This is a genomic window from Afifella aestuarii, assembly GCF_004023665.1.
GTDB lineage: Bacteria > Pseudomonadota > Alphaproteobacteria > Rhizobiales > Afifellaceae > Afifella > Afifella aestuarii.
This window is the reverse complement of the sequence record NZ_SAUF01000001.1, coordinates 1,407,364-1,432,008: the sequence shown is the minus strand read 5'-3', so window position 1 is coordinate 1,432,008 and position 24,645 is coordinate 1,407,364. Positions and strand designations below refer to the sequence as shown.

The following is a 24,645-nucleotide window of genomic DNA, read 5'->3' as shown; positions in this document are numbered from 1 at the left end:
ATCAGCGGGTGGCGGAACGCCGCCTCATGGGCGTTGGATGGGACTAGAATGAGGCAACCCGACGCAAGGGCAAGAGCATGAACGCAAGAGATCGTGCGCTTTTTCCGGCATTCGTCAGGGCATGGTCCCCACAGGCTTGCACGGAAACGAAAAATCCCTATAACGCAGCGATGCGACCGGCTTCGGCCGGGGGCTGAATGGGGACGGCTGCCCAAAAGGTGGCCGAGACCGGCAAGACCGGTCGGTTCCCGGTGTCTCCGCTCCTGAAGACGCACTCTTGAGCCTTTCTCCGGTTTTCGAAAGATCCGGCTGAGGCTTCGGTGAGGCTCCGCGCCAGGCAGGTTGCTGAATGGAAAGGCCAGTTATGTCACTTTATGAGCACGTATTCCTGGTCCGACAGGATGTGTCGGGCCAGCGGGTCGATGAGCTCGTCGAACACTATAAGGGTGTCGTCGAGCAGGGTGGTGGCTCTGTCGGTAAGACCGAGAACTGGGGCATGAAGTCCCTCACCTACCGTATCGAAAAGAACCGCAAGGCGTATTTCGCACTGATGAACATCGATGCCCCCTCCCCGGTGGTGGCGGAGATGGAGCGTCAGATGCGCTACAATGAAGACATCATCCGCTTCATGACGATCCGCGTCGACGAGCACGAGGAAGAGCCCTCCGTGCAGATGCAGAAGCGTGAGCGCGATGAGCGTCGCCGTCGCGAACGCGAACGCCGCCGCGAGGATGGAGAATAAGCACATGGTCGATATCGCACAGCTGCCGACCCGTCGGCCCTTTCACCGTCGTCGCAAGTCCTGCCCGTTCTCCGGAGAGGATGCGCCGCGGATCGACTACAAGGACGTCAAGCTTCTGGAGCGTTATGTCTCCGAGCGTGGCAAGATCGTTCCCTCGCGCATCACGGCGGTTTCCGCCAAGAAGCAGCGCGAGCTCGCCAAGGCCATCAAGCGCGCCCGCTTCCTGGGCCTGCTGCCTTACGTCCTGAAGTAAGGATCCAACCCGTTGGGGCGTCGGCCTGTCTGACGCCTCTAACCGCCGGCCACGGCCAGGCGGGACAGCAAGGAGATAGAAATGCAAGTCATTCTTCTGGAGCGCGTAGCCAAGCTCGGCCAGATGGGCGACGAAGTGCGCGTGCGCGACGGTTACGCCCGCAACTTCCTCCTGCCCAAAGGCAAGGCTCTGCGCGCCACCGAGGCCAACAAGGCCCGTTTCGAGCGTGAGAAGACGCAGCTCGAAGCGCGCAACCTGGAAGCCAAGAAGGAAGCCGATGCGGTGGCCGAAAAGCTCGCCGGCAAGACCTTCAGCGTGATCCGCTCCGCCGGCGAAACGGGCCAGCTTTATGGCTCCGTCTCGACGCGCGACATCGCCGACATCCTGGGCGAGGACGGCTTCACCGTCGGACGCAGCCAGGTCTGGCTCGATCGTCCGATCAAGACGCTCGGTCTGCATCCGATCCTGATTTCGCTGCATCCTGAGGTCGAGGCGCCGATCACGCTCAACGTCGCGCGCAACGCCGATGAGGCCGAGCGTCAGGAACGTGGCGAGAACCTCTCCGGCCGCGATCGCTTCGATGACGAAGAGGCCGATGATGCAGAGGCCGCGGCTCTCGAAGAGGTCTTCGAGAATCCCGAGGATCTGCAGCTCGAGCCGACCGAGGTCGACGCGGAGGACGAGGAGCGCGAGTAATCGCCTTCTCCTGAGGATTATCGAAAGGGGCGCTTGCGGGCGCCCCTTTTTTGTTGCTCTTTTGTTCGGTATGAGTCGGCGCTGCGACAACGAGATCGCGGTCAAGCCCGAACGGGTATTTTGTCGTTCCTGACAAGGAACAACTAGGAAAAGACTCATACCCTGCACCGTCTCGCCCCGACGCCCGGCAGGCTTGCTAGTAAGGGGCGATTAACCAACGACGGTCCCATGACAGCCGCAGCCCGTTTACGCGAAGCCGAGCCCATTTCGCCTCGCCAGGTGCCTCATAATATCGAAGTCGAGCAGGCGCTTCTCGGCGCCATCCTGATCAACAACGACGCGCTCGACCGGGTCTCCGATTTCCTCGAACCCGTTCATTTCTACGACCCCCTGCACCAGCGGATCTACGAGGTCGCGCGCCAGCTGATCCGTGTCGGCAAGATCGCGGATCCGCGAACCCTCAAGAGCTTCCTCAACGAGGAGCAGCGGGTCGGCGAGATCACCATTGCGGAATATCTCGCCCGCCTCGCCTATGAGGCGGCGACGATCATCAACGCTCAGGATTACGGCCGCACCATCTACGATCTGGCGCTGCGCCGCTCGCTCATCACCATCGGCGAGGACATGGTGAACGTCGCCTATGATGCGCCGGTCGACATGACGCCTCGCCACCAGATCGAGGATGCCGAGAGATCGCTCTTCGAACTGGCCGAGAAGGGCCGCGGCGCGACTGGCTTTCAGGGTTTCGGCGACGCGCTGAAGACCGCGATCGACATGGCGGCCGCCGCCTATGAGCGAAACGGCCACCTGTCGGGCATCGCAACAGGCCTCGACGACATGGACCGCCTCATGGGCGGTCTGCAATCGTCGGACTTGATCATCCTCGCCGGTCGCCCGGGCATGGGCAAGACGGCGCTCGCCACCAACATCGCCTACAATGTTGCGCGCGCCTGGCGCGGCGAGCAGCAGGGCGACGGCACGATGAAGACCATCGATGGCGGCATCGTCGGCTTCTTCTCGCTGGAAATGTCGTCCGAACAGCTCGCCACCCGCATCATCGCCGAGCAGGCCGCCGTGCCCTCATCGAAGATCAGGCGCGGCGACATCCACGAGGAAGAGTTCGACAAGATCGTCGTCGCGGCGCAGGAAATGCAGAAAATGCCGCTCTACATCGACCAGACCGGCGGCATCTCCATCGGCCAGCTCATGGCCCGCGCGCGGCGTCTCAAACGCCAGCGCGGCCTCGATTTTCTGGTCATCGACTATCTGCAGCTCATCCAGGGTTCGTCGAAACGCTCCTCCGACAGCCGCGTGCAGGAAATCACCGAGATCACCACGAACCTGAAGGCTCTCGCCAAGGAGCTGAACGTTCCGGTGCTCGCCCTCTCCCAGCTCTCGCGTCAGGTCGAGGCGCGCGACGACAAGCGCCCGCAGCTCTCGGATCTGCGCGAATCGGGTTCGATCGAGCAGGACGCCGACGTCGTCATCTTCGTCTTCCGCGAGGAATATTACCTGAAGAACAAGAAGCCGAAGGAAGGCACCGAGGAGTTCTTCAAGTGGCAGGCCGAGATGGAGGGTGTCGCCGGCCGCGCCGAAGTCATCGTCGGCAAGCAGCGTCATGGCCCGACCGGCACGATCGATCTCGCCTTCGAGGCCGACGTGACGCGCTTCTCGTCCCTGGCCCACGAAGAGCGCCTTCCGGTACGTTACGATTGAGCCTTGATGATTCCCGTGTGCGCGAGGTTGGAGACGTGAGCCAAGAGGCGGCCGCCGGTCTTTGCCTGACCATTGATTTGAACGCCCTCGTCGGCAATTGGCGCCGGCTGAAAGACCTCGTCGCGCCGGCCGAATGCGCAGGCGTCGTCAAGGCGGACGCTTATGGAACGGGCATCGCGATGACCGGGCCGGCCCTGTTTGCAGCGGGCTGCCGGACGTTTTTCGTCGCTGTCCCGGAAGAAGGGGCTGCCCTGCGTGCCGCTTTGGCAGCCCACGATCCCTCTGAGACGGCCGCGATCTATGTGCTCGCCGGCTTTTTCGCGGAAGCGGCGGAGCTCTACCGCGAGGCCCGCCTTTCTCCGGTCCTCGGCCATTTCGGCGAGCTTCAGAGCTGGCGCAAATGGCCCGGTCGCGACAAGGCCGCTCTCCACGTCGATACCGGCATGAACCGCCTCGGCCTGTCGCTTGCCGACACCGAAGCGCTTGCCGAGGCCGGCGGCCCGGGACCCGGCATCGATCTCATGATCAGCCATCTCGCCTGCGCCGACGAACCGGAAAAACCCTTGAACGAGAGGCAGCGCGAGCGCTTTGCACATGCCAAGGCGCTGCTCGGGCTGCCGCGCGCCTCGCTCGCCAATTCGGCCGGCATCCATATGGGACGCGCCTATCATCACGAGCTCTGCCGGCCGGGCATCGCCCTTTACGGTGGCGCCTCGCATCCGGAGGCGATCTCCGACCCGGTGGTCACGGCAGAAGCGCGCATCCTGCAGGTGCGCACCGGCCATCCCGGCGAGACGGTGGGCTACGGCGCGCTCGAAACCCTGCGGCGGACGACGCGCATCGCCATCCTCTCCGCCGGTTACGCCGACGGCTATCTGCGCGCCGCCGGCTCCTCGGACATGGCGTCGGGTGCCCTCGTTTCCATCGCTGGGCATCTTGCGCCCTTGCTCGGGCGCATCTCCATGGATCTCATTTCGGTCGACGTCACCGACATTCCGGAAGGCCTCGCGCTTCCCGGCAAGACGGCCGAGCTTTTTGGCCCGAACGTCGATATCGATGCCGTCGCGCGCCATGCCGGCACGATTTCCTACGAGCTTTTGACCAATCTCTCCCGCCGCGCCCATCGCCGCTACATCGGCGGCGTCGAAAGCGGCGGCCCCTCCTGATGGCGCGCCCGAAGACGCAATATGTCTGCGTGAATTGCGGGGCCGTCTGGCCGCGCTGGCAGGGGCGTTGCGACGCCTGCGGAGAATGGAACACGCTGCAGGAGGAAGGCCCGGCCGCCCCCGCCTCGACGGCCGCAGGGCGCGGCAATGTCGTCGCGCTGCGTCCGCTCTCGGGCAAGACGGAGAGCCCGCCGCGCCTCACGAGCGGCATCGCCGAACTCGACCGCGTCACCGGCGGCGGCTTCGTGCCGGCCTCGGCCCTTCTCGTCGGCGGCGATCCGGGCATCGGCAAGTCGACCCTCCTCCTCCAGGCGGCGGCCTCGCTCGCCCGCGACGGAAGGCATGTCGTCTATATCTCCGGCGAGGAGGCGATCGACCAGGTGCGTCTGCGTGCCGAACGTCTCGGCGTGGTCGATGCGCCCGTGCAGCTCGCCGCCGAAACCCATATCGAGGACATTCTGGCGACGCTGAAGACCGGGCCGAAGGTCGATGTCGTCATCGTCGATTCCATCCAGACGATGTGGACGGATCTCGCCGAAAGCGCGCCCGGCACGGTCACCCAGGTGCGGCTCGCCTCGCAAAATCTCATCCGCCTCGCGAAATCGACGGGCGCTGTCGTGATCCTCGTCGGTCACGTCACCAAGGACGGCCAGATCGCGGGACCGCGCGTCGTCGAGCACATGGTCGACGCGGTGCTTTATTTCGAAGGCGATGCCGGCCACCGCTTCCGCCTTTTGCGGGCCGTCAAGAATCGCTTCGGCCCGGCCTCGGAAATCGGCGTCTTCGAGATGGCCGGCGACGGTTTGCGCGAGGTCGCCAACCCGTCCGATCTCTTCATCGGCGAACGCGATGCGAGAAGCCCGGGCACGGCGATCTTCGCCGGCATGGAAGGCACGCGGCCGCTTCTCGTCGAGGTGCAGGCGCTCGTCTCGCAATCGAGCCTCGCCACGCCGCGGCGCGCCGTCGTCGGCTGGGACCCCAATCGCCTCGCCATGCTTCTGGCTGTGCTCGAAGCGCGCTGCGGCCTTCGTTTCGGCCAGTTCGACGTCTATCTCAACGTCGCCGGCGGGCTTCGCATAGCCGAGCCGGCCGCCGATCTGGCGATTGCGGCGGCGCTCATCTCCTCGCGCACCGGGGTTGCGACGCCGCCCGACAGTATCTATTTCGGCGAGGTCAGCCTTTCAGGCACCATCCGTGCCGTCGCACAAAGCCAACAGCGGCTGAAGGAAGCGGAAAAACTTGGCTTTCGCACAGCATTTCTGCCCGAAGCGGGCAGCGAGGACACAGTGACCGGGCTGGCTCTGGACAAGATCGCGACCTTGGCCGATATGGTGGCCGCCTTTGCGGCACGCGCCCAGGAACAAAGCGGCCGGGACCGCAACCATCAGTGAGCTCGGCGATGCCACGACGCGCCGTCATCTATCGCGGACGAGGGAACCACCTGCAATGCCGATAACGCTACTCGACGGCGTTCTCCTGCTGATCATGTTCATTTCTGCGGTTCTTGCCATGATCCGCGGCTTCACCCGTGAGGTCTTCTCCATCGCCTCTTGGGTGGTGGCAGCGATCGTCACCTATATGTTCTGGCAGGATCTCCTGCCCTACACCCAGCAATATGTGGATGACCGCACGGTGGCGCTCGGCCTGACGGTGGCCGGCATCTTCTTCATCACCTTGATCGTCGTCTCGCTGGTGACGATGCGCATCTCCGACTTCATTCTCGATTCCAAGGCCGGTCCTCTCGACCGCACCTTCGGCTTCGTTTTCGGAGCGGCGCGCGGCCTCCTTCTGGTCGTCATCGCGGTGCTTTTCCTCAACTTCTTCATCTCGCCCGAGCATCAGCCGACCTGGATCGCCGATGCGCGCTCCAAACCCTGGCTCGATTCCATGGGTCAGGATCTGATGAACGCGCTGCCGGAAGATCCGGAAGCGGAGATCATCGAACGCTTCCGTCAGGAAGACGCCGAGCGCCGTGCGCAGCCCGCAGGCAACGCCAGCGACGCCACCGGTTCCGCCGGCTCCTATGATGCCGACGATCAGAACGCCCTCAACCGCCAGCTCTCGCAATAGGCCATGCAGATCCTTCCCGCACATCCCTTCCAGGGCACCGGCGACGACAAGTTCCATGAGGAATGCGGCGTCTTCGGCATTTTCGGTCATCCCGAGGCTGCAGCGCTGACGGCGCTCGGCCTGCATGCGCTCCAGCATCGCGGCCAGGAGGCGGCGGGCATCATCTCCTATGACGGGCGCCAGTTCCATGTGGAGCGCCACATCGGCCATGTCGGCGACAACTTCACCGCGCCGGAGGTGATCGCACGCCTGCAGGGCGACAAGGCGATCGGCCACAACCGCTATTCCACGACCGGTGCCCCGGTTCTGCGCAACGTCCAGCCGATGTTTGCCGAATTCGCCGGCGGCGGTTTCGCGGTCGCCCACAACGGCAACATCACCAATGCCCGCACCTTGCAGCGCGACCTGCAAAACCGCGGTTCGATTTTCCAATCGACCTCCGACACCGAGACGATCATCCACCTGATCGCCACGAGCCAGAAGGCACCGCTGATCGACCGCCTCATCGATGCGCTCACCCAGATCGAGGGCGCCTATTCGCTGGTCGCCCTGTCGGAAAAGAAGATGATCGGTTGCCGCGATCCACTCGGCGTGCGCCCGCTGGTTCTCGGCGATCTCGACGGCGCTCATGTGCTCGCTTCGGAGACCTGCGCGCTCGACATCATCGGTGCGCGGTTCGTGCGCGAGATCGAGCCGGGCGAGATGATCGTCATCACCGACCATTCGATCGATTCGCTGCGGCCCTTTAAGCGGGAGCGCCCGCGCTTCTGCATTTTCGAGCACGTCTATTTCGCCAGGCCCGATTCCGTCATCGCTGGCGCCTCGATTTATGAATCGCGCAAGAAGATCGGCATGGAGCTCGCCCGCGAAGCACCAGCCGAGGCCGACCTCATCGTTCCGGTCCCGGATTCCGGCAATCCGGCCGCCATCGGCTTCGCAAAAGAGAGCGGCATCCCCTTCGAGCTCGGCATCATCCGCAACCATTACGTCGGCCGGACCTTCATCGAGCCCTCCGATTCGATCCGGCATATGGGCGTGAAGCTGAAGCACAACGCCAATTCGGCGATCCTCAAGGGCAAGCGCGTGGTGCTCGTCGACGATTCCATCGTCCGCGGCACGACCTCTCTCAAGATCGTGGAAATGGTGCGCGATGCCGGCGCCGCCGAAGTGCATATGCGCATCGCGAGCCCGCCCACGACCAATCCCTGCTTCTACGGTGTCGATACCCCGGAAAAGGCGAAGCTCCTCGCCTCGCGCATGTCGATCGAGGAAATGGCCGATTTCATCCGCGTCGACAGCCTCGCCTTCCTGACCATCGACGGGCTTTATCGGGCCGTCGGCGAAGAGGCCCGCAACGCGGCGCAGCCGCAATATTGCGACGCCTGCTTCACGGGCGAATATCCGACGCGCCTCACCGACCGCGAATCGGTCGGCACCGTCCGCCAGCTCAACCTGTTGTCTGAAGCCGGATAATCATGACTGACCAAAAACCGCTCGCCGGCCGCATCGCCGTCGTCACCGGCGCGACGCGTGGCATCGGCTATTTCGCCGCCAAAGCCATGGCTGAGGCCGGCGCCCATGTCGTCGCCGTCGCCCGCACGCAAGGCGCGCTTGAAGAGCTCGACGACGAGATTCGCTCCGCCGGCGGCGCTGCCACGCTCGTGCCGCTCGACCTGACCGACGGGCCGGGCATCGACCGTCTCGGCGGCGCCATCAACGAGCGCTGGGGACGCCTCGACATTCTCCTCGCCAATGCCGGCATCCTCGGCACCCTGTCGCCGCTCGGTCACGTGCAGGCGAAGGACTGGGACAAGGTGATGGCGATCAACGTCACCGCCAATTGGCGCCTCATCCGCTCGCTCGATCCGCTTCTGAAGCGCTCGGAGGCCGGGCGGGCGATCTTCATCTCGTCGGGCGTCGCCCACAGCCTGAAGCCGTTCTGGGGCCCCTACGCGGTCTCCAAGGCAGCACTCGAGGCCCTGGCGCGCACCTATGCGCACGAGACGCAGAATTCCCCGATCAAGGTGGTGATGGTCGATCCGGGCGCCATGCGCACGGCGATGCGGGCACAGGCGATGCCGGGTGAAGATCCCGAGACGCTGCCGCATCCCTCCGAGATCGCACCGCATCTCGTGAAGCTCGCAGCGCCCGATTTCGAGCGGACCGATGTCCTCTTCGACTTCCGCTCCAAGGCGTTTCAGGACTTCCACGCCCCGGCCTGAGCCTCAGGCCTGAGATCGGCACCGAAGCTTGAATAAAGGCCGGAGGCGTTCAGCCTTTCCGGCCCCTTCCCTCATACGGATTTTTGGCACCGCGCGTCATCAGCCGGATCGGCACGCCCTTGAGGTCGAAATCCTCTCTGAGGCCGTTCACGACGTAGCGCTTATACGCCTCGGGCAGAGCCTCGGGCCGCGAACAGGCGAGAAAGAACGTCGGCGGCCGGGTCTTCGACTGCGTCAGATATTTGATCTTTAGCCGCCGGCCAGCGACCGCAGGAGGCGGATGGCGCGCGATCAGATGATCGAGCCAGCGATTAAGCGCGGCCGTCGCCACGCGCCGGTTCCACGTCTCGTAGATCCGGCTGACACCTTCCAGAAGCTGATCGATGCCGGAACCGGTAAGCGCCGAGATCGGGATGAGCGGCACGCCGCGCACCTGAACGAGCGTCTCGGCGAGATCGGCCTGCAATTCGCGGCGCAGCCCGTCTGGATCGCGCACCTCGTCCCATTTGTTGAGCGCGAGAACCAGGGCCCGCCCCTCACGCGCCACGAGATCGGCAATCTGCAGATCCTGCTTTTCGAACGGCATCGTCGCGTCGATGACGATGATGACGACCTCGGCAAAACGGATCGCGCGCAGCGCGTCCCCGACAGAGAGCCTTTCGAGCTTGTCGATGACCTTCGCCTTGCGCCGCATACCCGCCGTATCGATAAGCCGGAACGGCCGCCCGCGCCAGGTCCAGTCGACGGCGATCGAATCGCGCGTGATCCCGGCTTCCGGTCCGGTCAGAAGTCTCTCTTCGCCGATCATCCGGTTGATCAGGGTCGACTTGCCGGCATTCGGCTGTCCGACGATCGCAACGCGGATAGGTTTGAGCGTGCGGGTTTCCTCGCCCGCGCCCTCGGCTGCCTCGTCCTCACCATCCTCGTCCGTCTCTTCCTTGGGAAGATAAAGGGCGGCCTTCTCACCGAGCGTCGCAACCATCGCCTCGTAGAGATCCGGAAGCCCGACGCCATGCTCAGCAGAGACCGCGACAGCCTCGCCGAAGCCGAGCGAATAGGCTTCGAGAAGCCCGGATTCCGCCGCGCGCCCCTCCGCCTTGTTGGCGACGAGGACGACGGGTTTGCCGCCCTGGCGGATCAGCCGGGCGAAATGCTCGTCGTCCGGGGTGATCCCGACGCGCGCATCGACCATGAAAACGGAGATATCGGCATCGATGATCGCCCGCTCCGTTTGCGCACGCATGCGCCCCTGAAGCGTCTCGTCGGCGGCGTCTTCGAGGCCGGCCGTATCGATCAGGATGAAATCGAGATCGCCGAGCTTGGCCGGAGCCTCGCGGCGATCGCGCGTGACGCCGGGCCGATCGTCGACAAGCGCGATCTTCTGCCCGACGAGGCGGTTGAAGAGCGTCGATTTGCCGACGTTCGGGCGCCCGACGAGGGCGACGGTCAAAGACATCGTGAAGCCGCCCCGTCTCTCTTATTGCAGCGCGGACAAGGATCCGTCGCTGGTCACGATATAGAGCCTGCCTCCGGCCGCGATCGGGCGCTGAAGGCCCTTTGCCGGGATGGAGCGCTCGCCGACGATCTTGCCGCTCGCCGGATCGACCGCGATCAGCTTCTCGTCGTTTGAAACCGCCCACAGCGTCCCGCCCGCGAGCATCGGCCCGACCCAGGTGGAGAAGAAGCGCTTCTTGCGCACCACCGGCAGCTCGGTCTCCCAGAACAATTTGCCGGTGCGCCGGTCGAGCGCCACCATGTGATCCTGCAGATCGATCAGGAAGAGCGCGTTGCCGGAGACGACAGGTGTCGACGAGCCGCCGAGATTCTGTTCCCAGAGCCGTTCGCCGTTGGAGAGCTTGACGGCGATCGTCCGCCCGGACACGCCGGTGGCGTAGACGACACCGTCGGAAACGACAGGGCTCGCGGCGACATCCGTCAGGCCGGAGACGGCAAGCGTGCGCGTCGAGCGAATGACCGCATCGGCCCATTTGAGGTCGCCCTTATTGGCATCGAACGCGATCACCTCGCCCGAAGAATAAGGCACGATAACCGTGTTGCCGACCACGGCCGGGCTCGCGCCCGAAAGCACACCGGCGTTTTCCGGGATGCCCGGATAGGTCCAGGCTTCGGAACCGTCGGCCAGATTGACGGCGTGAAGAACGTTGGTGGAGGTGACCACATAGGCCTTGCCGCCCGCCGCTGTCGGGGCCGAGCGTGCCGGCGCCTTGAGGTCATAAGACCAGGCGCGCCCGCCGGTTGCCGGATCGAGAGCGACCATTTCGCCATAGCCGGTCGCAGCAATCACCATGCCATTGGAATAGGCGATACCGCCGCCCGGCGAACGGCTCTTTTCCTTCTCAGGCGCAAGCGAGACGGACCAGGCTTTGCCGCCGCCGGTCGAAAGGGCCGTCACGGTGCCCGCCGCGTCGTAGACGTAGATGTTTCCCCCGACGATGAGCGGAGCGGCCGAGGCGCGCGCCGCGCGCTTGCCGCTGCCGAACACCCGCGCACGGAAGACCGTCTGTGAGGCGTTACCCGAAAGAGCGACATTGCCGGGCGCATTGGCGGCGTTGCCGCCGGGCTGCGTCCAGTCCTGCATCGCACTTGCCCCGCCGACCGCTGGCGAGCCGGCGGCTCGGTCTGCGTCGTCGACGCCGGCGATTGCGCGGCGTTCGCCCGGCAGAATCTCTTCCTTGCTGCTGAAGGGGTTCGTGAAGCTGCTGCAGCCTGCAAGCAGAGCCGCCGTCAAAGCGATGCCCGCAAGTCGGACCGCGAATTTCGTCTGCGTGGTCATGATTTCCGCCCGCTTTCTCGCTCGCTCAAAACGGCTCTATTGCGTCGATTGTGTGTCGGATGCGCCGCTGTTCGCGTCGGCAGATCCGTTTTCGGTATTTTCCGCGCCCTCTTCCGCCGATGCGGGCGCGCTTGCGTTACCCATTGCCTCACCGGTTGCGTCCCCGGAGACAGGAGCCTCCGCCTCGGGCGCGTCGTCGCCGGACGCTCCGTCCGCCGAAGGAGAAGGCGCAAGCTGCCCGTCGATCACGCTGATCATCAGGCCGGCGCGATTGCGCACGCCCTGCGGAGCCTGCACATCCTGGTCGATCGCCACGAAATAATCGCGGGCCTTTTCGAGCGCGTCCCGCTGATAGGCGACCATGCCGAGGATTTCCCGCGCCGTGTGGCGCCAGGCATTGCCGGCTTCGTCGAGAGACGAGACGCGGCTTTCCGCGCCGTCGAGGTCGCCCGCATCGAGGGCGAGGAGCCCGGCCCGCACCCGCGCCAGATCGCGCATCACCGGCGCGACGCCGCCGTCGTTCGCCACCTCGTCATAGGCTGCGATCGCGGCCGTCTCATCGGTCTTGGCCACAATCTCGGCATTGCGCAGACGGGCGAGCATGCCGTAGCCGCCGCCGTCCTTGGCCAGGGCCGCAAGCGTCTCGCGCCCTTCCGCCTCATTGCCGGCATCGATGGCTTCGAGCGCCGTCAGATACCGGTCGCCTTCCTCGGCCGCCTTCTTCGACTGCCACCACACATAGCCGCGATACCCCGCGGTGATGGCGACGATCAGAATGCAGACGCCAATGATGACGAAGCCAAAACGCTCCCAAAGCGTCTTCAGCTGCTCGCGGCGCAGCTCCTCATCCACTTCACGGATGAAGTGGTCAGATGTACGGTCGTCGTGGGTCATCTACCTCTTCGGGGAATCGTCCCGGCCTGCCGATTATTGTTCAGTGGATTGACGTTGAGCCTTGCGAAGCGCGCCGGAACCTAGCCACTTTGCGCACACCGCGCAACGGCCGTCCCGGATCGCCCTCAAGCCTCTTTCTTGGTCTCTTGGTAGACGTGCTCCGGCCCCGGGAAGCGCTCTTCACGCACGGCCTCGGCATAGGCCGTCACCGCTTCCTCGATATGCGTCCTGAGCGAGCCGAATTTCTGCACGAATTTCGGCACCCATTCGTTCAGGCCCAGCATGTCTTCGAGCACGAGCACCTGCCCGTCGCAGGCGGGCGAAGCGCCGATGCCGATCGTGACCGCCGGCACCTTTTCGGTGATGCGGCGCGCCACCGGCTCCACGATGCCTTCCATGACGATGGCGAAAGCACCGGCATCGGAGATCGCCATCGCGTCGTCCTCGAGCGCCTTCTGGCCCTCTTCGGAACGCCCCTGCACGCGGAAGCCACCCATCGTGTTGACCGATTGCGGCGTCAGCCCGACATGGCCCATCACCGGCACGCCGCGCTTGGTCATGAAGGCGACCGTTTCGGCCATATGGACACCGCCTTCGAGCTTCACGGCCCCGGCGCCGGTTTCTTTCAGGATGCGCGCGGCGTTGTGAAACGCCTGCTGCGGGCTTTCCTCATAAGAGCCGAAAGGCATGTCGACGACGACCAGCGCCCGCTTCGAGCCGCGCATCACGGCGAGCCCCTGCAAGATCATCATGTCGAGAGTGACGGGAACCGTCGTCTCCAGCCCGTGCATGACGTTGCCGAGCGAATCACCGACGAGGATGAAATCGACCAAAGGATCGACGATCCCGGCCGTATGAGCGTGATAGGCCGTAAGCGAGACGACCTTCTCGCCGCCTTTGCGGCGCGCGATGTCGACCGCCGTCAGACGGCGCGAAACCGTATGTGTGGACAAACTGCCTCCTCAATCCGTCACTGTCTCTTCCGGCGCCCTATGGGATCACCGGCATAGCCCGTGCTCATCCGAGCGGAGAGACGCCGATCAGCCATTGATGCAGGAAGAGCAGGAACACAAGCCAAAGCGCAAGCCCGATCGCCATACGAATGAGCTCCGGCTTCCACGGACCAGCCATGCGCACGACGCCTTCGCGCTTATCGCGACGACGCGAACCGGCATAATCGACGATCGCCCAGACCATGAAGGCGCCGAACAAAAGGATGTCGCCGAGACGCCCGTTGGCGATGAGATGAGCGAAAGCCCAGACCTTGACGCCGACCACCATTGGATGCCCGACCGCCGCCCGGATCGGCCCCTTAGAGCCGTTGAGCGCCACCAGGGCAAAGGCGACCGCGTTGAGCAGAATGGCGAGGTGCCGCGTCCAGATCGGCGGATACCAGACATCGATCGGGTTGAGACGCGTCAGGCCGTATCCCCAGACGATGAGCACGAGCCCGACGATAGAGGCGAGAGAGTAGACGCCCTTCCACATCCCCTCGCCGCGCTCGGCGATCAAGCGATCACGAAAATCCTCGCCCCAAAGACGCACCGAATGGGCGCCGAGAAAGAGGATGAGGCCCAGGATAAGGACAAACATGTGACGAGGCTCCCCAACGCCCAAGGAAACGGACCGCCCGCATGACGCGCAGAGAGGGGGCCCGCATGGAACGGTTCAAGAAAGGGCTAGCTTCTTTGGCCGCGACAAACAATGAGGCGGGGTGTCTCCCTGACGCATGCGCCCACCCGCGCACGAGAAAAGGCTCGCGTGGCCCAAGACTACTTGCCGAAAGCGAACCCCGTCGAGGCCTCCGTTCCCACATCTGTCGCCCCCGAAATCGTCTTTCCCGAGCCCGTGGCGGAGCCCAAAAATCCCGCCATGCCAATCATTTGACACATTCCCTGGCGGAATTCCGGCCTCTCACGACGGCTAAACGAAAAACGCCTCTGCGGCCGGAACGAGCGGCCGTGCCACAAGGTTTTCCTGTTGACTTCTCCAAAACGAAAACAGGGAGACACCAATGGCTATGCAGAATCTGCAAGAACTCTTCGTTCACACGCTGAAAGACATCTATTTCGCCGAGAAGCAAATTCTCGAGGCGCTGCCGAAAATGGCGGAAAAGGCGACGAACGAGGACTTGAAGAATCTCTTCGAGACGCATCTCGAAGAAACCAAGGGCCACGTCGATCGCCTCGAGGCTGTCTTCGGCCTCGTCAGCGTCAAGCCGGAAGGCGAGACATGTCAGGCGATCCAGGGCATCATCACCGAGGCCGAAGAGCTGATGAGCGAGATCTCAGACGGTGAAACGCGTGACGCGGCGATGGCTGCGGCGGCGCAGGCCGTCGAGCATTACGAGATCGCCCGCTATGGCACTCTGGAGGCCTGGGCCAATCGTCTCGGCCACAAGGAAGCCGCGAAGCGTCTCGGCGAAACCCTTGCGGAAGAAAAGAGCGCCGACGCCAAACTCAGCAAGGTTGGCGAGAGCGAACTCAACAAGAAGGCGGCGTAATCTGCCGAGCCTTCGTCCGGCATCTGTCGGACCCTGCAAAGCCCCGGCTCCGCCGGGGCTTTCTGCGTCTGCCTTCCGGATCTGCCGTCTGAGCCCTAGGCGCCCTTCTGATAAAGAATATGCGGCGAGACGGGCGCCTCGGCCGGGCGCTCGAGTTCGGCGAAGCCTGGCAATTCCAGAGGCCTGTCGCTCAACACATAGCCGCCATCCGCCGCCCAGGCGGCGACCAGCGGGGAAAGCCACTCCCGGGTCGCAAGATCGGCCGTCGGATCCCCTGCCCCCATATCCGCATGGATGAGCACGGGCTTGGCCGGCACGCGCGGATGCACGAGCCGCAACGTGTCGCGCATATCGCCCACCACCATATGCTCCGCATCGGGGATGCAGCCCGCATGGGCGCGGATCGCGCGATCGAAGGCAAAAATATCCCGCTGCGGAAAAATCTGGCGCAGATGATCGAACGTGCGGCCATTGCCGAGACCGAGCTCGAAGACCGGTCCTTCCCGGGCGCCGATCAGCCTGGCGACATGATCGAGCAGCACCTTTTGCGCGATCAGGCGGTTGATGGTGCTTTCCAGGCGGCTCATCGACTTTGTCCTTCAGTTCGGCGTGCTTCAGTTCGGCGCAAGCCCGCTGTGGCATGAACAGGGCTTGGCGCCAAGTCCGCAAAACCTGCGACGAGGCGCGGGTCTCCTCTGGAACCGGAGCGGGCCCGCCGCCATTGCCCATGAAACCCTGCAACCACAGGACCATCATGAGTGATTTTCAAATTCCGCAAGTCGGTCGTCTGCACCACCCGGAAGCCTTCGTCACCGGCATCTTGCGCAATTTCGACTTCGCCTCTCAGGCGCTCGGTGCGGCGACGGACACGTTGCAGCTTCGCCTGGTGAAGACCGAACACGGGCTCGATCCGAATTATCAGATCGGCACGACCGACGGCGTCGATGCGGCGGCCTTTTCCGGCACGACGCATGAGCTTCTCTTCGACGACATCACGGAACGCATCGACGAGAACGAGCTCAGCCGTGAGGCCTACACCCAAGAACATGTCCGCGCCTGGCTCGACCAGATCAACGGACAGACGGGTCAGGAGGAACCGCTCTTTCCGGGCATGGCAGGAGAAGGCTGAAACGAGGAAAAATTTTCCTCGCAAGAAGCCTCACGATCAGTGTTGGAAAGGGAACAGCATGAAGACGACGCAGACATTTCTTACGGAGCGATCCACCCGTTTTGACGGCAACAACGCCGACCGGCAGCTGGCAGCCAGCATCCCGCCGGTCGTGTCACGGGCAAAAGGTCGGGCCCCGGTCGGATCCGCAAAGGCTGCGCAAGGCCTGACGAGCAGCAAGCCGGGCCTCTGAGCCTTTCCGGCCGAACGCTCCTGCTCCTTGGGCCACTGCGGCACAAAGCAGGGTAAAAGCTGGACGCCCGGATCAGCCGGGCGAATGACTGGCTTTGTGGTTCAGCCATAACCTCTCTCGACCTCGTTCGAGAAGAGTTTGGCCAGCAGGCGCGGGTCGCGCCGCCGGCCTCGCGGTTTCGCGCCGCAATCCTAATCTAGAGAAGCTCGCGCAGACGTGCCGGCTCCGGCAGGCCGCTGACGACAATCTCCGGCTCATCGCCGGCGGAATAGATCGTCACCTTGGCGGCGCCGACGATCCGGTCGATGAATGACTGGTCGACGTTCACCGAGCGCACGGAGCTGCGCTTCATCTCCTTGATCTGCTTGGAGAACAGTCCGACCTCGTATTGCACCTCATCGGCGGTGATCGTGAACAACTCCGACCGTGTCTTGATGTACCAGCCGATGATCACGATCAGGCCGACGAGGACCGGGATCGTGACGACGCAGATGATGAAGAGAAGCGGGCTCGACTTGAACATCGAGGGATGAGCGGAATAAAGCGGCTCGGCTTGAGTGGGCATTCTGTTCTCCGGGGCAGGATGTCGCAAAAAGCGGTGGGTCCCAGGAAAAACGGCCCGATTTGCGGCATGTTCCGCGATCGCTGCTTATGCCGCAGCTTTCTTCCTTACCAAAGCTTCATTGGCTGATATTCGCGTTCGGATATATGACAGCCGCATCGCCATTCCTTAGGGGAAACACGCGTATGCAGGTTGAAGATACTCGAGGCGGTTATGGCGCGCTCTCGCTCGCCATCCATTGGCTTGCAGCCGCGGGCATCATCGCCCTCTGGCTCCTTGGAAATCAGATGGAAGATCTGCCCCGCGGACCGGAAAGAACCGCGGCGCTCGATCTGCACGTGTCGGTCGGCGTCGTTCTCTTCGTCATTCTGGCGGGGCGGGTTCTCTGGCGGCTCTTCAGCACCCTGCCCGACAGTCCGGACGGACCGCCCACCTTGCGCATTTTCTCACGCGCCGTTCAGGTCGGCCTTCTCCTCTGCCTGACCATCCTCATCATCTCCGGCCCGATGACCATCTGGACCGCGGGCCGGCCGCTGCCGGTCTTCGGCCTGTTCGCAATCCCGAGCCCGCTCACCGAAAACCACTCCCTGCACGAGGTGTTCGAGACGGTGCACGTCGTCACGAGCAAGGTGATCCTCGTTCTCTTCCTGGTACATGTCCTGGGGGCTCTGAAGCTGTGGGTCACGCGCCCATCTCTTTTGCGCATGGTGGCGCCCGGCCGCTGAGGGCGCCCCTCTTTCCGATATCCTGTTCATTGGACCAACTTGAGCCGGATGACCGACCGTCATCCGGCTTTCTTTTTTGATATTATTCCATTCGAACGCGTGAATAAGACGCAGAACGCTTTGCCTTCCGTCAAGGCAATGCCACGCAGAAGGTATATGTAGGCGTAAGGGGGCACGTGTCGGAAGGAGAGCGAAAATGAGAAACGATCGCACCACACCGAGACGGGCATTTGTGCAGATTGCAGCACCCGCTGTGCTGGCTGCTGCAATGGCATTGTCGCCCGCATGGGCGCAGCAGGGTCCCGGCGCAGGCATGGGTCAAGGCATGGGCCAGGGTATGGGCCAGGGCCAAGGCACGGGACGCGGCATGGGCCAGGGTATGGGTCAAGGTATGGGCCGCGGCATGGGCCAGGGCATGGCCGCCCGCGTCGACGCCATGGATACCAATGGCGACGGCGTGATTTCGCTGGACGAAGCGACCGCCTGGCACCAGTCCGTCTTCGATACGATGGACAGCAACGGCGATGGCCAGCTGACGAAAGACGAATACATGTCGGTCCGCTTCGCCTTCGGTCCGGGCGGCGGCCAGGGCCCGCGTGCGGCCCAGATGACGCAGCGCAAGGAAGCGCGCTTCACCCAGGCCGACACCAACAAGGATGGTCGCCTGTCGCGGGACGAGTTCATGGCCTCGGGCAATAGCCGTTTTGCCGCCGCGGACTACAACAAAGACGGCCGCGTGACGCCGGCAGAGTTTGCGGCATCACGCAATTTCTGAGCGTCGAAACTGCTCCATCTGACGCCGATCCTGCCGCCCACGCGGCAGGATCCAAGTCTCGACGGACATTTCATCGCCCTCCCCGCGGAGCATGGCGCCATCTGAAGTGTTGACCCCGGGTCAACACTGCGTCCAAGGCATCCCATGTTTCATTCCGCCCTCTTAACCGCACGCGCCGTTTCGCTCGCGCTTCTCCTCGCCTTCGCCGGCGTCTTCGATACCGCTGCGGCCCAGACACCGGCCCAGACAGCGGCCCAGACAGCGGTCAGGACACCGGCCGCGAGACCGAACCAGATGGATGCTCTGCGGCAGGAGAGCCTGCGTCTCGTGAACGAGGCCCGCAGCGAGGCCGAGCTTCCTCCGCTCACGCTGAGCGAGACGCTGAACCAGGCGGCACAGGCGCATGCCCGCGACATGCTGGAGCGCAATTACTACAGCCACGACACACCCGAGGGGCGCACCGTCATGGATCGCTATCAGGCGGCCGGCGGCAATCCCGGCCGGCTCGTTGCCGAAAACATCGCGCGCTGTCGCGGCTGCGCAGTTCCTGCTGGCCGGGCCGCGGTTGAGAAGCTCCATGAAGGCTGGATGCAAAGCCCCGAACACCGGGCCAACATTCTGCGCAAAGGCCTCACGGAATACGGCTTCGGCCTGGCGGAAAACGCCGATGGCCGCCGCTACGCGGTGCAGGATTTCGCCGGTCCCGGCACACCGCAGACGATTGCATCAGATGCTAACGCAGGAACAACCGAGCCGCTCACGCCAGAGGCTCAAACGGAGCTGGCCGCGAAGCTCGTCAACGAGGCCCGTTCAGGCGGCAAGAGCGTCTCCGCCGACAAATCTCTGGTGGCGACCGCCTCCGAGATGATGCCCGAGACACTGAAGGGCGCATCGCTCGACGATCTTCGCAACCTCCAGACCGCCTTGCCGGAAGAGACGAGCTTTCGGCGTTTCCGCGTGGTGGCCGGGAGCTGCAGCGGGTGCGGGACAGAGGCGACCGACGCCGATGTCCGCTTCTTCCTCGAGCAATGGCTCAAGAACGACGACTACCGAGCCATGCTTCTCAATGGTGATTTGACGGGGATTGGACTGGTCATCGCAGCCGATGGTGAGGGCAAGAAGATGGCCGTTGCGGTTCTTGCCGGTGAATAGAACTTCGGGCGTCGTTCAAGACATTCCCGCGGACCCTTGCCGCAGCGTCAAGCCCCGCACCAGCTTTCGCAGGCAAAGGGGACGGGTAGATCAACCGATTGGCACCCCATGGCTTTCCTTCGCAACATGAACGCTTTGAGCGACCAGTTCGCCGCCCTCAGCCGCTCGCAGGCGATCATCGAGTTCGAGCTCGATGGCACGATCGTTACGGCCAACGAAAATTTCCTGAAGACGATGGGTTATACCCTGGAGGAAATTAAGGGCCGCAAGCACGCGATCTTCGTCGAGGAAAAAGAGCGCGAAAGCAAAGCCTATCGGGAATTCTGGGATCGCCTGCGGCGCGGAGAATTCTTCTCCGCTGAGTTCAAGCGCATAACCAAAAGCGGCAAAGACGTTTGGATCCAGGCCTCCTACAATCCGATCCTGGGACGCGATGGGAAGCCCTACCGCGTGATGAAGCTTGCGAGCGATATTACCGAATCGAAGCTCAAGAGCTTCGACCACGAAGGCCAGCTCGCCGCCATTCACAAAGCTCAGGCGGTCATCGAGTTCGAAACCGATGGCACCATCATCACAGCCAATCAGAATTTTCTCAAAGCTCTCGGCTACGAGCTCTCGGAGATCGAGGGAAAGCACCACAAGATTTTCATGGAGGCCTCCGCGCTCGCCTCTCCGAGCTACCAGGCCTTCTGGGAAGCGCTGCGCCGCGGCGAGTTCCAGGCCGGCGAATTCAAGCGCATCGGCAAGGGCGGCAAGGAAGTCTGGATCCAGGCTTCGTACAATCCGATTTTCGACAGCGAATGCCGCGTCATCAAAGTGGTGAAATTCGCCACCGACCGCACGGTGCAGGTCAAAGACCGGATGCGCCGAGCCAAGGCGCAGGAAGTCATCGACGTCGACCTCAGTGAAATCCTGAAGGCGGTCGAGCACGCCAATCGTCAGGCGTCGACGGCGGCGTCCGCCTCGGAAGAAACCTCGACGACCGTTCAGGCCGTTGCCTCCGGCGCCGAAGAGATGGCCGCCTCTGTCGCTGAGATCAGCCGCCGTGTCACCGACGCGCTCGCCATTTCGATCGAAGCGGTCAAGCAGGCGGACGAGACCAACCGGATCGTGTCCGGACTTGCCACCTCCGCGCAGAAGATCGACCACATCGTCGACCTCATCAACAACATTGCTGGCCAGACAAACCTTCTCGCCCTCAACGCCACGATCGAAGCGGCACGTGCCGGCGAAGCCGGCAAGGGCTTTGCTGTTGTCGCCGCCGAAGTGAAGGATCTCGCCGGCCAGACCGCCAAGGCGACGGGCGAGATCAGCACGCAGATCAGCGAAGTGCAGGGATCGACCTCGAGCGCCGTCAGCGCCATCGAAGCGATCTCCCAGATCATCAATCAGGTGAAGGAAATCTCGTCCGGCATCTCGGCGGCCGTCGAACAGCAGGCCTCCGTGACGCGCGAGATCTCCTCCAACATGCACACCGCGGCTCAGGGCGTCTCAGAGATCACGCAGTCCATGTCGCAGATCGCATCGAGCGCCGCGCAGATCGATCAGGCCACGCGCCAGGTCAAGGAAGTCTCGCAGTCGATCGCGGCCTGACCGCCGTAAGCCGATAAAGAACCAAAAGCCGCCTCTTCAGGAGGCGGCTTTCGCGTTTCACCGTAGGCGCGACCTTACCCCTCGTTCCATTCGGGCAGATCTTCGATCTGGTTCTTGCTCAACGGCAGGGTCAGACGCAGGCCGTCGAGCTGAAGCTCGTCGAGCGGCACGATCGCTTCCTTGTCGCCGATACCGAGAAAGCCGCCAACTTCCACCGACACGGCCTTGACCGCACCATCCGGCGTGCCGAGCGCATCGTCGATCTCGCCGATCACATTGCCGTCGGCCCCATAGATCTTCATGTCCTCAAGCTCGCCGACGCGCACGTTGAGGCGCGGCACGGTGGCGTTGTCGTCATCGACCTCCACATAAATGTCGAGGCCTGCAGCGGCATTCTGTGTTGCGTTGCCGGTGGCGGAATCCTCAGGCGCCGGCATCTTGCCGCTCGTCTGCGCGCCAGCGGCACCGGCTATGAACAGCGGCGCCACAAAGAGGCCGGCCATGAGGATCTTGCGGTTCAGCATGTCAATCTCCCTTATTTGAAGGGACAAGCCGTGCCGGCATGAATCGTTTCATGGTCGCTTCTGATCGCAGCGCAGATTTCATGCCGGACGCGGCAGGCGTTCGCGCGCAACGAGAAGACCGTCGCGAAGGCTGAGCCCGATCAGAGCGAGGTTGAGCCCGCCCGCAAGAAGCTCGATCCCCTGGACAGCGAAGAACGAGCCTGAAAAGTCGCCGGCCGCCGCCTTTGCCTGCAGAAAGAAGGCGCACGGCACGAGCACGAAAAGACCGTTCGCGGCGATCACCGGCATGCGTCGGCGTTTGGCCGCGATCCTTGGATGGCGCGACCTTGCTCCGAGCCGGAAACCCGACATACCGACCGCGGCCATCGCCGGGATCAGCGCAAGCATGCCCCAAAGGATGGCCGTCTTGACGGCGAGGACCGCGGCCTCGCTGCCGAAGAGCTCGGCGATGACCGTCGACGTCCAGAACGTCAGAATGATGAGAAAGGCGGCCCCTCCCGCCATCGGGTGCAGTTTGCGGATCATCTTCCACCTCCAGAAATGGGTCCCTGTTCCAGGCGGGCCCTGAGTTGCGCCAGGAGTTCCGTAAGCCGCGCGAGTTCGCCGGGTGCGAGAACGGCGGCGAGATCGTCGGCATGCGGCAGCCAGCGGGCCGTCGCGTCAGCAAAGAGCGCTTCCCCCTTTTCGGTCAGCCGCACGAGTTTCGCCCGTTTGTGATGCGGGTTGTCGGCAAGCTCGAAGACGCCGTCGCCGACCAGCTCATCGACGATGCGCTGCACCGATTGACGCGTGAGACCCATGTTTCGGGCAAGCTGCGCCACGGAAAACCCGCCCCTCCCCTGCGCGACTGAGCCCATCACCTGCCAGCGGGCACTCGTCAGCCCAAGCGGCCGGACGAGCGCATCGCCTGAGGCGATCAGCGCCCCGTTCAGCCGGAAGACTTCCAGCACCAGGGCATTGAGCGGATGTTCGAAGGGATAAGGAGCTTTCTCAATCATGACAGCATACATACATTATAGCAGCATGCTGTCAAGATGCGGTTGCCCCTCTCGCGTCACTTGCATCATAGGGTTCATGGCCTATATGCATCGTGCACGATTTAATCTAACACGAGTAATACCATGAAAGTCATGTACGAAACCGAAGCCCGTGCCGTTGGCGGCCGCCAGGGCCACGCGGAGACGCCGGATGGCCTCCTCAGCGTCGATCTCGCAACTCCGAAAGAGATGGGCGGACAAGGCGGGGCGACGAATCCGGAGCAGCTTTTTGCCGCCGGTTATGCCGCATGTTTCGAAAGCGCCATGCGCTTCCTCGCCGGCAAAAAGAAGCTTCCCTTGAAAGGCGCATCGGTCACCGTCAAAGTGCGCCTGGGTGCGGTGTCAGAGACCGCTTTCGGGCTCGATGTCGATCTCATCGCCGAGACGGAAGGCCTCGACCGAAAAGCGGCCGAGGATCTCGTCGCGTCGGCGCATGAGGGATGCCCTTATTCGCGAGCCATCAAAGGCAATGTGAACGTGGCGATCACCGTCGAGGCGAAGTGAGCGACAAGCACAAAACCTCTGAGAACGGATTGTCGCCCGACGCGCTTCGGGCGACGACCCTCGATGCGCAGATATGCTTTGCGCTCTATTCCGCGTCGAGCCGGATGACGAAGCTCTACCGGCCGCTCCTGGAGCCTCTCGGCCTCACCTACCCGCAATACATCGCCATGCTGGCTATGTGGGAAAAGGCGCCCCGCTCCGTAGGCAGCCTCAAGGAGACGCTCGGTCTCGATTTCGGCACCCTGAGCCCCCTCCTGAAGCGGCTGGAAGCGCAGGGGCTCGTCGACCGCCGCCGCGATCCGGAAGACGAACGCCGCGTCATCGTCGACCTCACCGAAGCCGGACGGGCTCTGCGCGTGCCGGCCTCGAAAGTGCCGGAAGAAATCGTCTGCCGTGTCGGCCTTCCGCGCGAGACCATGGTGTCGCTGCGCGCGACTCTGAGACAGCTCAACGCAGCGCTCGACGAAAACGACGCGCCAAAAGCCTGACCTGGCTCACCTCCGCCAGGGGCAAAGTCCCGAGCCCATCGCGCAACCCTGACCGCCTCATTCAGCATATCAACTTTCGGACAAGGCGTCTTGTCGCCGCATTGGTGACGCATTAGATAGCGGTAACACAATTAGCTTGCTATGTATTATGCCGCTGTCCCAGAACTCCCCCACGCATGACGCGTTCATTGAGGCCGTCACCAACGTCACGCGCAAGCTGCGCACCCGCTTCGACGCCATGGCCAAGAGCCGAGGCCTCACCTTTTCTCGCGCGCGGCTCTTCGTGCTTCTCTCCCGTCACGAAGGGGCGAGCCAGGCGGAGCTTGCCGACCTTCTTGAAGTCGAACAGCCGAGCATGGTCCGCCTCGTCGACGGTCTGGAAAAATGCGGCCTCATCGAACGACAGGCGGCCGAAGAGGATCGTCGCTCCAAGCACATCTATCTGACGGATGCCGGCCGCGAAAAAGCCGGTGAAATCCTCTCCTTCGCGAGAGAATTGAAGGCCACGGTGCTGGAAGGCATCGAAGCCGAAGAGCTGCGGAAGGCGACGCTCACGCTGCAAAAGGTCGCCGCCAATATCGCGGCGCAGTCGTGAGCTCCATGCCTGAAAGACGTACGAGCGACCAGGGCCCGGACCCCCTCGTAAGAGGCGCGGCCCGCACGCCGGCACCTCGGGCCGCAAAGCTCGACCGCCGGCGGCTTCTCGGTAAAAGCAGCGTGGCGGATGGTGCGCGCAGTGAGCCGCAGGCGACACCGCCTCAGGCAGATGCCGACGAAGCGCCGAAGGCCGCAGCAATCGACGAAGCAGGCGCCGCGGCTCCCACCAAGACCAAGACCACGGCCGCGCCGCCCCCGCCGGCAGAGCCCG

The 24,645-nt window shown here is 63.6% G+C and carries 28 protein-coding genes; 18 read left to right on the top strand and 10 right to left on the bottom strand.

Translation table 11 applies throughout. From position 1 onward, the window contains the following. The first annotated feature begins 364 nt into the window (after nt 1-364). From rpsF to EO094_RS06670, 9 genes are all read left to right on the top strand, one after another. A complete protein-coding gene (gene rpsF, locus EO094_RS06710; protein WP_092810875.1) occupies nt 365-742 on the top strand; it encodes a 30S ribosomal protein S6 in 378 nt (125 codons plus the stop codon). Nucleotides 743-746: 4 nt separating this feature from the next. Then, nucleotides 747-995 (top strand): 30S ribosomal protein S18, encoded by a 249-nt coding sequence (gene rpsR, locus EO094_RS06705; protein ID WP_026379016.1) that lies wholly within the window; start codon nt 747-749, stop codon nt 993-995. A gap of 81 nt (nt 996-1,076) precedes the next feature. Beyond that, nucleotides 1,077-1,691, top strand: a complete 615-nt coding sequence (rplI, locus tag EO094_RS06700; RefSeq protein WP_128291457.1) for a 50S ribosomal protein L9 — start codon at nt 1,077-1,079, stop codon at nt 1,689-1,691. A gap of 228 nt (nt 1,692-1,919) precedes the next feature. After that, nucleotides 1,920-3,407, top strand: coding sequence for a replicative DNA helicase (locus EO094_RS06695; RefSeq protein ID WP_128291456.1), 1,488 nt, complete (start codon nt 1,920-1,922; stop codon nt 3,405-3,407). Between the two features lie 35 nt (nt 3,408-3,442). After that, entirely contained in the window at nt 3,443-4,573 is a 1,131-nt protein-coding gene (gene alr / locus EO094_RS06690) for an alanine racemase (RefSeq protein ID WP_128291455.1), read from the top strand. Continuing rightward, on the top strand, nt 4,573-5,964 hold the full coding sequence (gene radA / locus EO094_RS06685) for a DNA repair protein RadA (RefSeq protein ID WP_128291454.1): 1,392 nt from the start codon (nt 4,573-4,575) through the stop codon (nt 5,962-5,964). Before alr ends, radA begins: the two co-directional genes overlap by 1 nt. Before the next feature lie 55 nt (nt 5,965-6,019). After that, nucleotides 6,020-6,643 carry a CvpA family protein gene (locus tag EO094_RS06680; protein WP_128291453.1) on the top strand — a complete coding sequence of 208 codons (624 nt, stop codon included), beginning with the start codon at nt 6,020-6,022 and terminating at the stop codon, nt 6,641-6,643. A 3-nt stretch (nt 6,644-6,646) separates the two neighbouring features. After that, nucleotides 6,647-8,116 (top strand): amidophosphoribosyltransferase, encoded by a 1,470-nt coding sequence (purF, locus tag EO094_RS06675; RefSeq protein WP_128291452.1) that lies wholly within the window; start codon nt 6,647-6,649, stop codon nt 8,114-8,116. Between the two features lie 2 nt (nt 8,117-8,118). Further along, nucleotides 8,119-8,865 (top strand): SDR family NAD(P)-dependent oxidoreductase, encoded by a 747-nt coding sequence (locus EO094_RS06670; protein WP_128291451.1) that lies wholly within the window; start codon nt 8,119-8,121, stop codon nt 8,863-8,865. A gap of 49 nt (nt 8,866-8,914) precedes the next feature. On the opposite strand, the gene der is transcribed toward EO094_RS06670, so the two are convergent. The 5 genes from der to EO094_RS06645 all read right to left on the bottom strand — a co-directional run bounded on the left by der (nt 8,915) and on the right by EO094_RS06645 (nt 14,146). Beyond that, nucleotides 8,915-10,321, bottom strand: a complete 1,407-nt coding sequence (der, locus tag EO094_RS06665; protein WP_128291450.1) for a ribosome biogenesis GTPase Der — start codon at nt 10,319-10,321, stop codon at nt 8,915-8,917. A 21-nt stretch (nt 10,322-10,342) separates the two neighbouring features. Then, on the bottom strand, nt 10,343-11,659 hold the full coding sequence (locus tag EO094_RS06660) for an outer membrane protein assembly factor BamB family protein (protein WP_128291449.1): 1,317 nt from the start codon (nt 11,657-11,659) through the stop codon (nt 10,343-10,345). Nucleotides 11,660-11,695: 36 nt separating this feature from the next. Then, nucleotides 11,696-12,553: a tetratricopeptide repeat protein gene (locus EO094_RS06655; protein ID WP_128291448.1), complete on the bottom strand. Its 858-nt coding sequence runs from the start codon at nt 12,551-12,553 to the stop codon at nt 11,696-11,698. A 125-nt stretch (nt 12,554-12,678) separates the two neighbouring features. Further along, nucleotides 12,679-13,506 carry a 3-methyl-2-oxobutanoate hydroxymethyltransferase gene (gene panB, locus EO094_RS06650; protein ID WP_128291447.1) on the bottom strand — a complete coding sequence of 276 codons (828 nt, stop codon included), beginning with the start codon at nt 13,504-13,506 and terminating at the stop codon, nt 12,679-12,681. Nucleotides 13,507-13,570: 64 nt separating this feature from the next. Next, the gene (locus EO094_RS06645) at nt 13,571-14,146 is read right to left on the bottom strand and encodes an NnrU family protein (RefSeq protein WP_128291446.1); all 576 of its coding nucleotides are present in this window, start codon (nt 14,144-14,146) and stop codon (nt 13,571-13,573) included. A 421-nt stretch (nt 14,147-14,567) separates the two neighbouring features. On the opposite strand from EO094_RS06645, the gene EO094_RS06640 reads away from it, so the two are divergent. Continuing rightward, complete coding sequence (locus EO094_RS06640; protein WP_128291445.1) at nt 14,568-15,056, top strand: YciE/YciF ferroxidase family protein; 489 nt, start codon at nt 14,568-14,570, stop codon at nt 15,054-15,056. 95 nt (nt 15,057-15,151) lie between these two features. On the opposite strand, the gene EO094_RS06635 is transcribed toward EO094_RS06640, so the two are convergent. Beyond that, nucleotides 15,152-15,643: a class I SAM-dependent methyltransferase gene (locus tag EO094_RS06635; RefSeq protein ID WP_128291444.1), complete on the bottom strand. Its 492-nt coding sequence runs from the start codon at nt 15,641-15,643 to the stop codon at nt 15,152-15,154. Nucleotides 15,644-15,810: 167 nt separating this feature from the next. Here EO094_RS06635 and EO094_RS06630 point away from each other — a divergent pair, with 167 nt between their 5' ends. Further along, complete coding sequence (locus tag EO094_RS06630; RefSeq protein WP_128291443.1) at nt 15,811-16,185, top strand: hypothetical protein; 375 nt, start codon at nt 15,811-15,813, stop codon at nt 16,183-16,185. A gap of 428 nt (nt 16,186-16,613) precedes the next feature. On the opposite strand, the gene EO094_RS06625 is transcribed toward EO094_RS06630, so the two are convergent. Further along, nucleotides 16,614-16,982, bottom strand: a complete 369-nt coding sequence (locus EO094_RS06625) for a PH domain-containing protein (protein WP_128291442.1) — start codon at nt 16,980-16,982, stop codon at nt 16,614-16,616. A gap of 182 nt (nt 16,983-17,164) precedes the next feature. Here EO094_RS06625 and EO094_RS06620 point away from each other — a divergent pair, with 182 nt between their 5' ends. The 4 genes from EO094_RS06620 (at nt 17,165) to EO094_RS06605 (ending at nt 21,224) form a co-directional block, all read left to right on the top strand. Next, nucleotides 17,165-17,704, top strand: coding sequence for a cytochrome b (locus EO094_RS06620; protein WP_164879570.1), 540 nt, complete (start codon nt 17,165-17,167; stop codon nt 17,702-17,704). Nucleotides 17,705-17,900: 196 nt separating this feature from the next. Continuing rightward, nucleotides 17,901-18,479 (top strand): EF-hand domain-containing protein, encoded by a 579-nt coding sequence (locus EO094_RS06615; protein WP_128291855.1) that lies wholly within the window; start codon nt 17,901-17,903, stop codon nt 18,477-18,479. Nucleotides 18,480-18,623: 144 nt separating this feature from the next. Beyond that, nucleotides 18,624-19,631 (top strand): CAP domain-containing protein, encoded by a 1,008-nt coding sequence (locus EO094_RS06610; protein WP_128291440.1) that lies wholly within the window; start codon nt 18,624-18,626, stop codon nt 19,629-19,631. Nucleotides 19,632-19,739: 108 nt separating this feature from the next. Then, entirely contained in the window at nt 19,740-21,224 is a 1,485-nt protein-coding gene (locus EO094_RS06605) for a PAS domain-containing methyl-accepting chemotaxis protein (RefSeq protein WP_128291439.1), read from the top strand. A gap of 74 nt (nt 21,225-21,298) precedes the next feature. On the opposite strand, the gene EO094_RS06600 is transcribed toward EO094_RS06605, so the two are convergent. From EO094_RS06600 to EO094_RS06590, 3 genes are all read right to left on the bottom strand, one after another. Beyond that, nucleotides 21,299-21,748, bottom strand: coding sequence for a PRC-barrel domain-containing protein (locus EO094_RS06600; protein ID WP_128291438.1), 450 nt, complete (start codon nt 21,746-21,748; stop codon nt 21,299-21,301). A gap of 78 nt (nt 21,749-21,826) precedes the next feature. After that, nucleotides 21,827-22,273 (bottom strand): hypothetical protein, encoded by a 447-nt coding sequence (locus EO094_RS06595; protein WP_128291437.1) that lies wholly within the window; start codon nt 22,271-22,273, stop codon nt 21,827-21,829. Beyond that, the gene (locus EO094_RS06590) at nt 22,270-22,746 is read right to left on the bottom strand and encodes a MarR family winged helix-turn-helix transcriptional regulator (protein ID WP_128291436.1); all 477 of its coding nucleotides are present in this window, start codon (nt 22,744-22,746) and stop codon (nt 22,270-22,272) included. Before EO094_RS06590 ends, EO094_RS06595 begins: the two co-directional genes overlap by 4 nt. A gap of 123 nt (nt 22,747-22,869) precedes the next feature. Here EO094_RS06590 and EO094_RS06585 point away from each other — a divergent pair, with 123 nt between their 5' ends. The 3 genes from EO094_RS06585 (at nt 22,870) to EO094_RS06575 (ending at nt 24,372) form a co-directional block, all read left to right on the top strand. Continuing rightward, nucleotides 22,870-23,289 carry an organic hydroperoxide resistance protein gene (locus EO094_RS06585; RefSeq protein ID WP_128291435.1) on the top strand — a complete coding sequence of 140 codons (420 nt, stop codon included), beginning with the start codon at nt 22,870-22,872 and terminating at the stop codon, nt 23,287-23,289. A 29-nt stretch (nt 23,290-23,318) separates the two neighbouring features. Next, nucleotides 23,319-23,777, top strand: a complete 459-nt coding sequence (locus EO094_RS06580) for a MarR family winged helix-turn-helix transcriptional regulator (protein WP_246008434.1) — start codon at nt 23,319-23,321, stop codon at nt 23,775-23,777. A gap of 148 nt (nt 23,778-23,925) precedes the next feature. After that, complete coding sequence (locus EO094_RS06575) at nt 23,926-24,372, top strand: MarR family winged helix-turn-helix transcriptional regulator (protein WP_128291433.1); 447 nt, start codon at nt 23,926-23,928, stop codon at nt 24,370-24,372. Nucleotides 24,373-24,645 lie beyond the last annotated feature (273 nt).

Excerpts from the sequence above, each read along its gene's own strand:
- EO094_RS06660 (WP_128291449.1), bottom strand. The coding sequence starts at position 11,659 with ATGACCACGCAGACGAAATTCGCGGTCCGACTTGCGGGCATCGCTTTG.
- EO094_RS06680 (WP_128291453.1), top strand. The coding sequence starts at position 6,020 with ATGCCGATAACGCTACTCGACGGCGTTCTCCTGCTGATCATGTTCATT.
- EO094_RS06610 (WP_128291440.1), top strand. The coding sequence starts at position 18,624 with ATGTTTCATTCCGCCCTCTTAACCGCACGCGCCGTTTCGCTCGCGCTT.
- EO094_RS06590 (WP_128291436.1), bottom strand. The coding sequence starts at position 22,746 with ATGATTGAGAAAGCTCCTTATCCCTTCGAACATCCGCTCAATGCCCTG.
- EO094_RS06585 (WP_128291435.1), top strand. The coding sequence starts at position 22,870 with ATGAAAGTCATGTACGAAACCGAAGCCCGTGCCGTTGGCGGCCGCCAG.
- der (WP_128291450.1), bottom strand. The coding sequence starts at position 10,321 with ATGTCTTTGACCGTCGCCCTCGTCGGGCGCCCGAACGTCGGCAAATCG.
- EO094_RS06695 (WP_128291456.1), top strand. The coding sequence starts at position 1,920 with ATGACAGCCGCAGCCCGTTTACGCGAAGCCGAGCCCATTTCGCCTCGC.
- rpsF (WP_092810875.1), top strand. The coding sequence starts at position 365 with ATGTCACTTTATGAGCACGTATTCCTGGTCCGACAGGATGTGTCGGGC.
- EO094_RS06625 (WP_128291442.1), bottom strand. The coding sequence starts at position 16,982 with ATGCCCACTCAAGCCGAGCCGCTTTATTCCGCTCATCCCTCGATGTTC.
- EO094_RS06640 (WP_128291445.1), top strand. The coding sequence starts at position 14,568 with ATGGCTATGCAGAATCTGCAAGAACTCTTCGTTCACACGCTGAAAGAC.
- EO094_RS06645 (WP_128291446.1), bottom strand. The coding sequence starts at position 14,146 with ATGTTTGTCCTTATCCTGGGCCTCATCCTCTTTCTCGGCGCCCATTCG.
- EO094_RS06630 (WP_128291443.1), top strand. The coding sequence starts at position 15,811 with ATGAGTGATTTTCAAATTCCGCAAGTCGGTCGTCTGCACCACCCGGAA.
- EO094_RS06595 (WP_128291437.1), bottom strand. The coding sequence starts at position 22,273 with ATGATCCGCAAACTGCACCCGATGGCGGGAGGGGCCGCCTTTCTCATC.
- EO094_RS06655 (WP_128291448.1), bottom strand. The coding sequence starts at position 12,553 with ATGACCCACGACGACCGTACATCTGACCACTTCATCCGTGAAGTGGAT.
- rpsR (WP_026379016.1), top strand. The coding sequence starts at position 747 with ATGGTCGATATCGCACAGCTGCCGACCCGTCGGCCCTTTCACCGTCGT.
- EO094_RS06605 (WP_128291439.1), top strand. The coding sequence starts at position 19,740 with ATGGCTTTCCTTCGCAACATGAACGCTTTGAGCGACCAGTTCGCCGCC.
- EO094_RS06620 (WP_164879570.1), top strand. The coding sequence starts at position 17,165 with ATGCAGGTTGAAGATACTCGAGGCGGTTATGGCGCGCTCTCGCTCGCC.
- purF (WP_128291452.1), top strand. The coding sequence starts at position 6,647 with ATGCAGATCCTTCCCGCACATCCCTTCCAGGGCACCGGCGACGACAAG.
- rplI (WP_128291457.1), top strand. The coding sequence starts at position 1,077 with ATGCAAGTCATTCTTCTGGAGCGCGTAGCCAAGCTCGGCCAGATGGGC.
- radA (WP_128291454.1), top strand. The coding sequence starts at position 4,573 with ATGGCGCGCCCGAAGACGCAATATGTCTGCGTGAATTGCGGGGCCGTC.
- EO094_RS06635 (WP_128291444.1), bottom strand. The coding sequence starts at position 15,643 with ATGAGCCGCCTGGAAAGCACCATCAACCGCCTGATCGCGCAAAAGGTG.
- EO094_RS06615 (WP_128291855.1), top strand. The coding sequence starts at position 17,901 with ATGAGAAACGATCGCACCACACCGAGACGGGCATTTGTGCAGATTGCA.
- EO094_RS06600 (WP_128291438.1), bottom strand. The coding sequence starts at position 21,748 with ATGCTGAACCGCAAGATCCTCATGGCCGGCCTCTTTGTGGCGCCGCTG.
- EO094_RS06670 (WP_128291451.1), top strand. The coding sequence starts at position 8,119 with ATGACTGACCAAAAACCGCTCGCCGGCCGCATCGCCGTCGTCACCGGC.
- EO094_RS06575 (WP_128291433.1), top strand. The coding sequence starts at position 23,926 with ATGCCGCTGTCCCAGAACTCCCCCACGCATGACGCGTTCATTGAGGCC.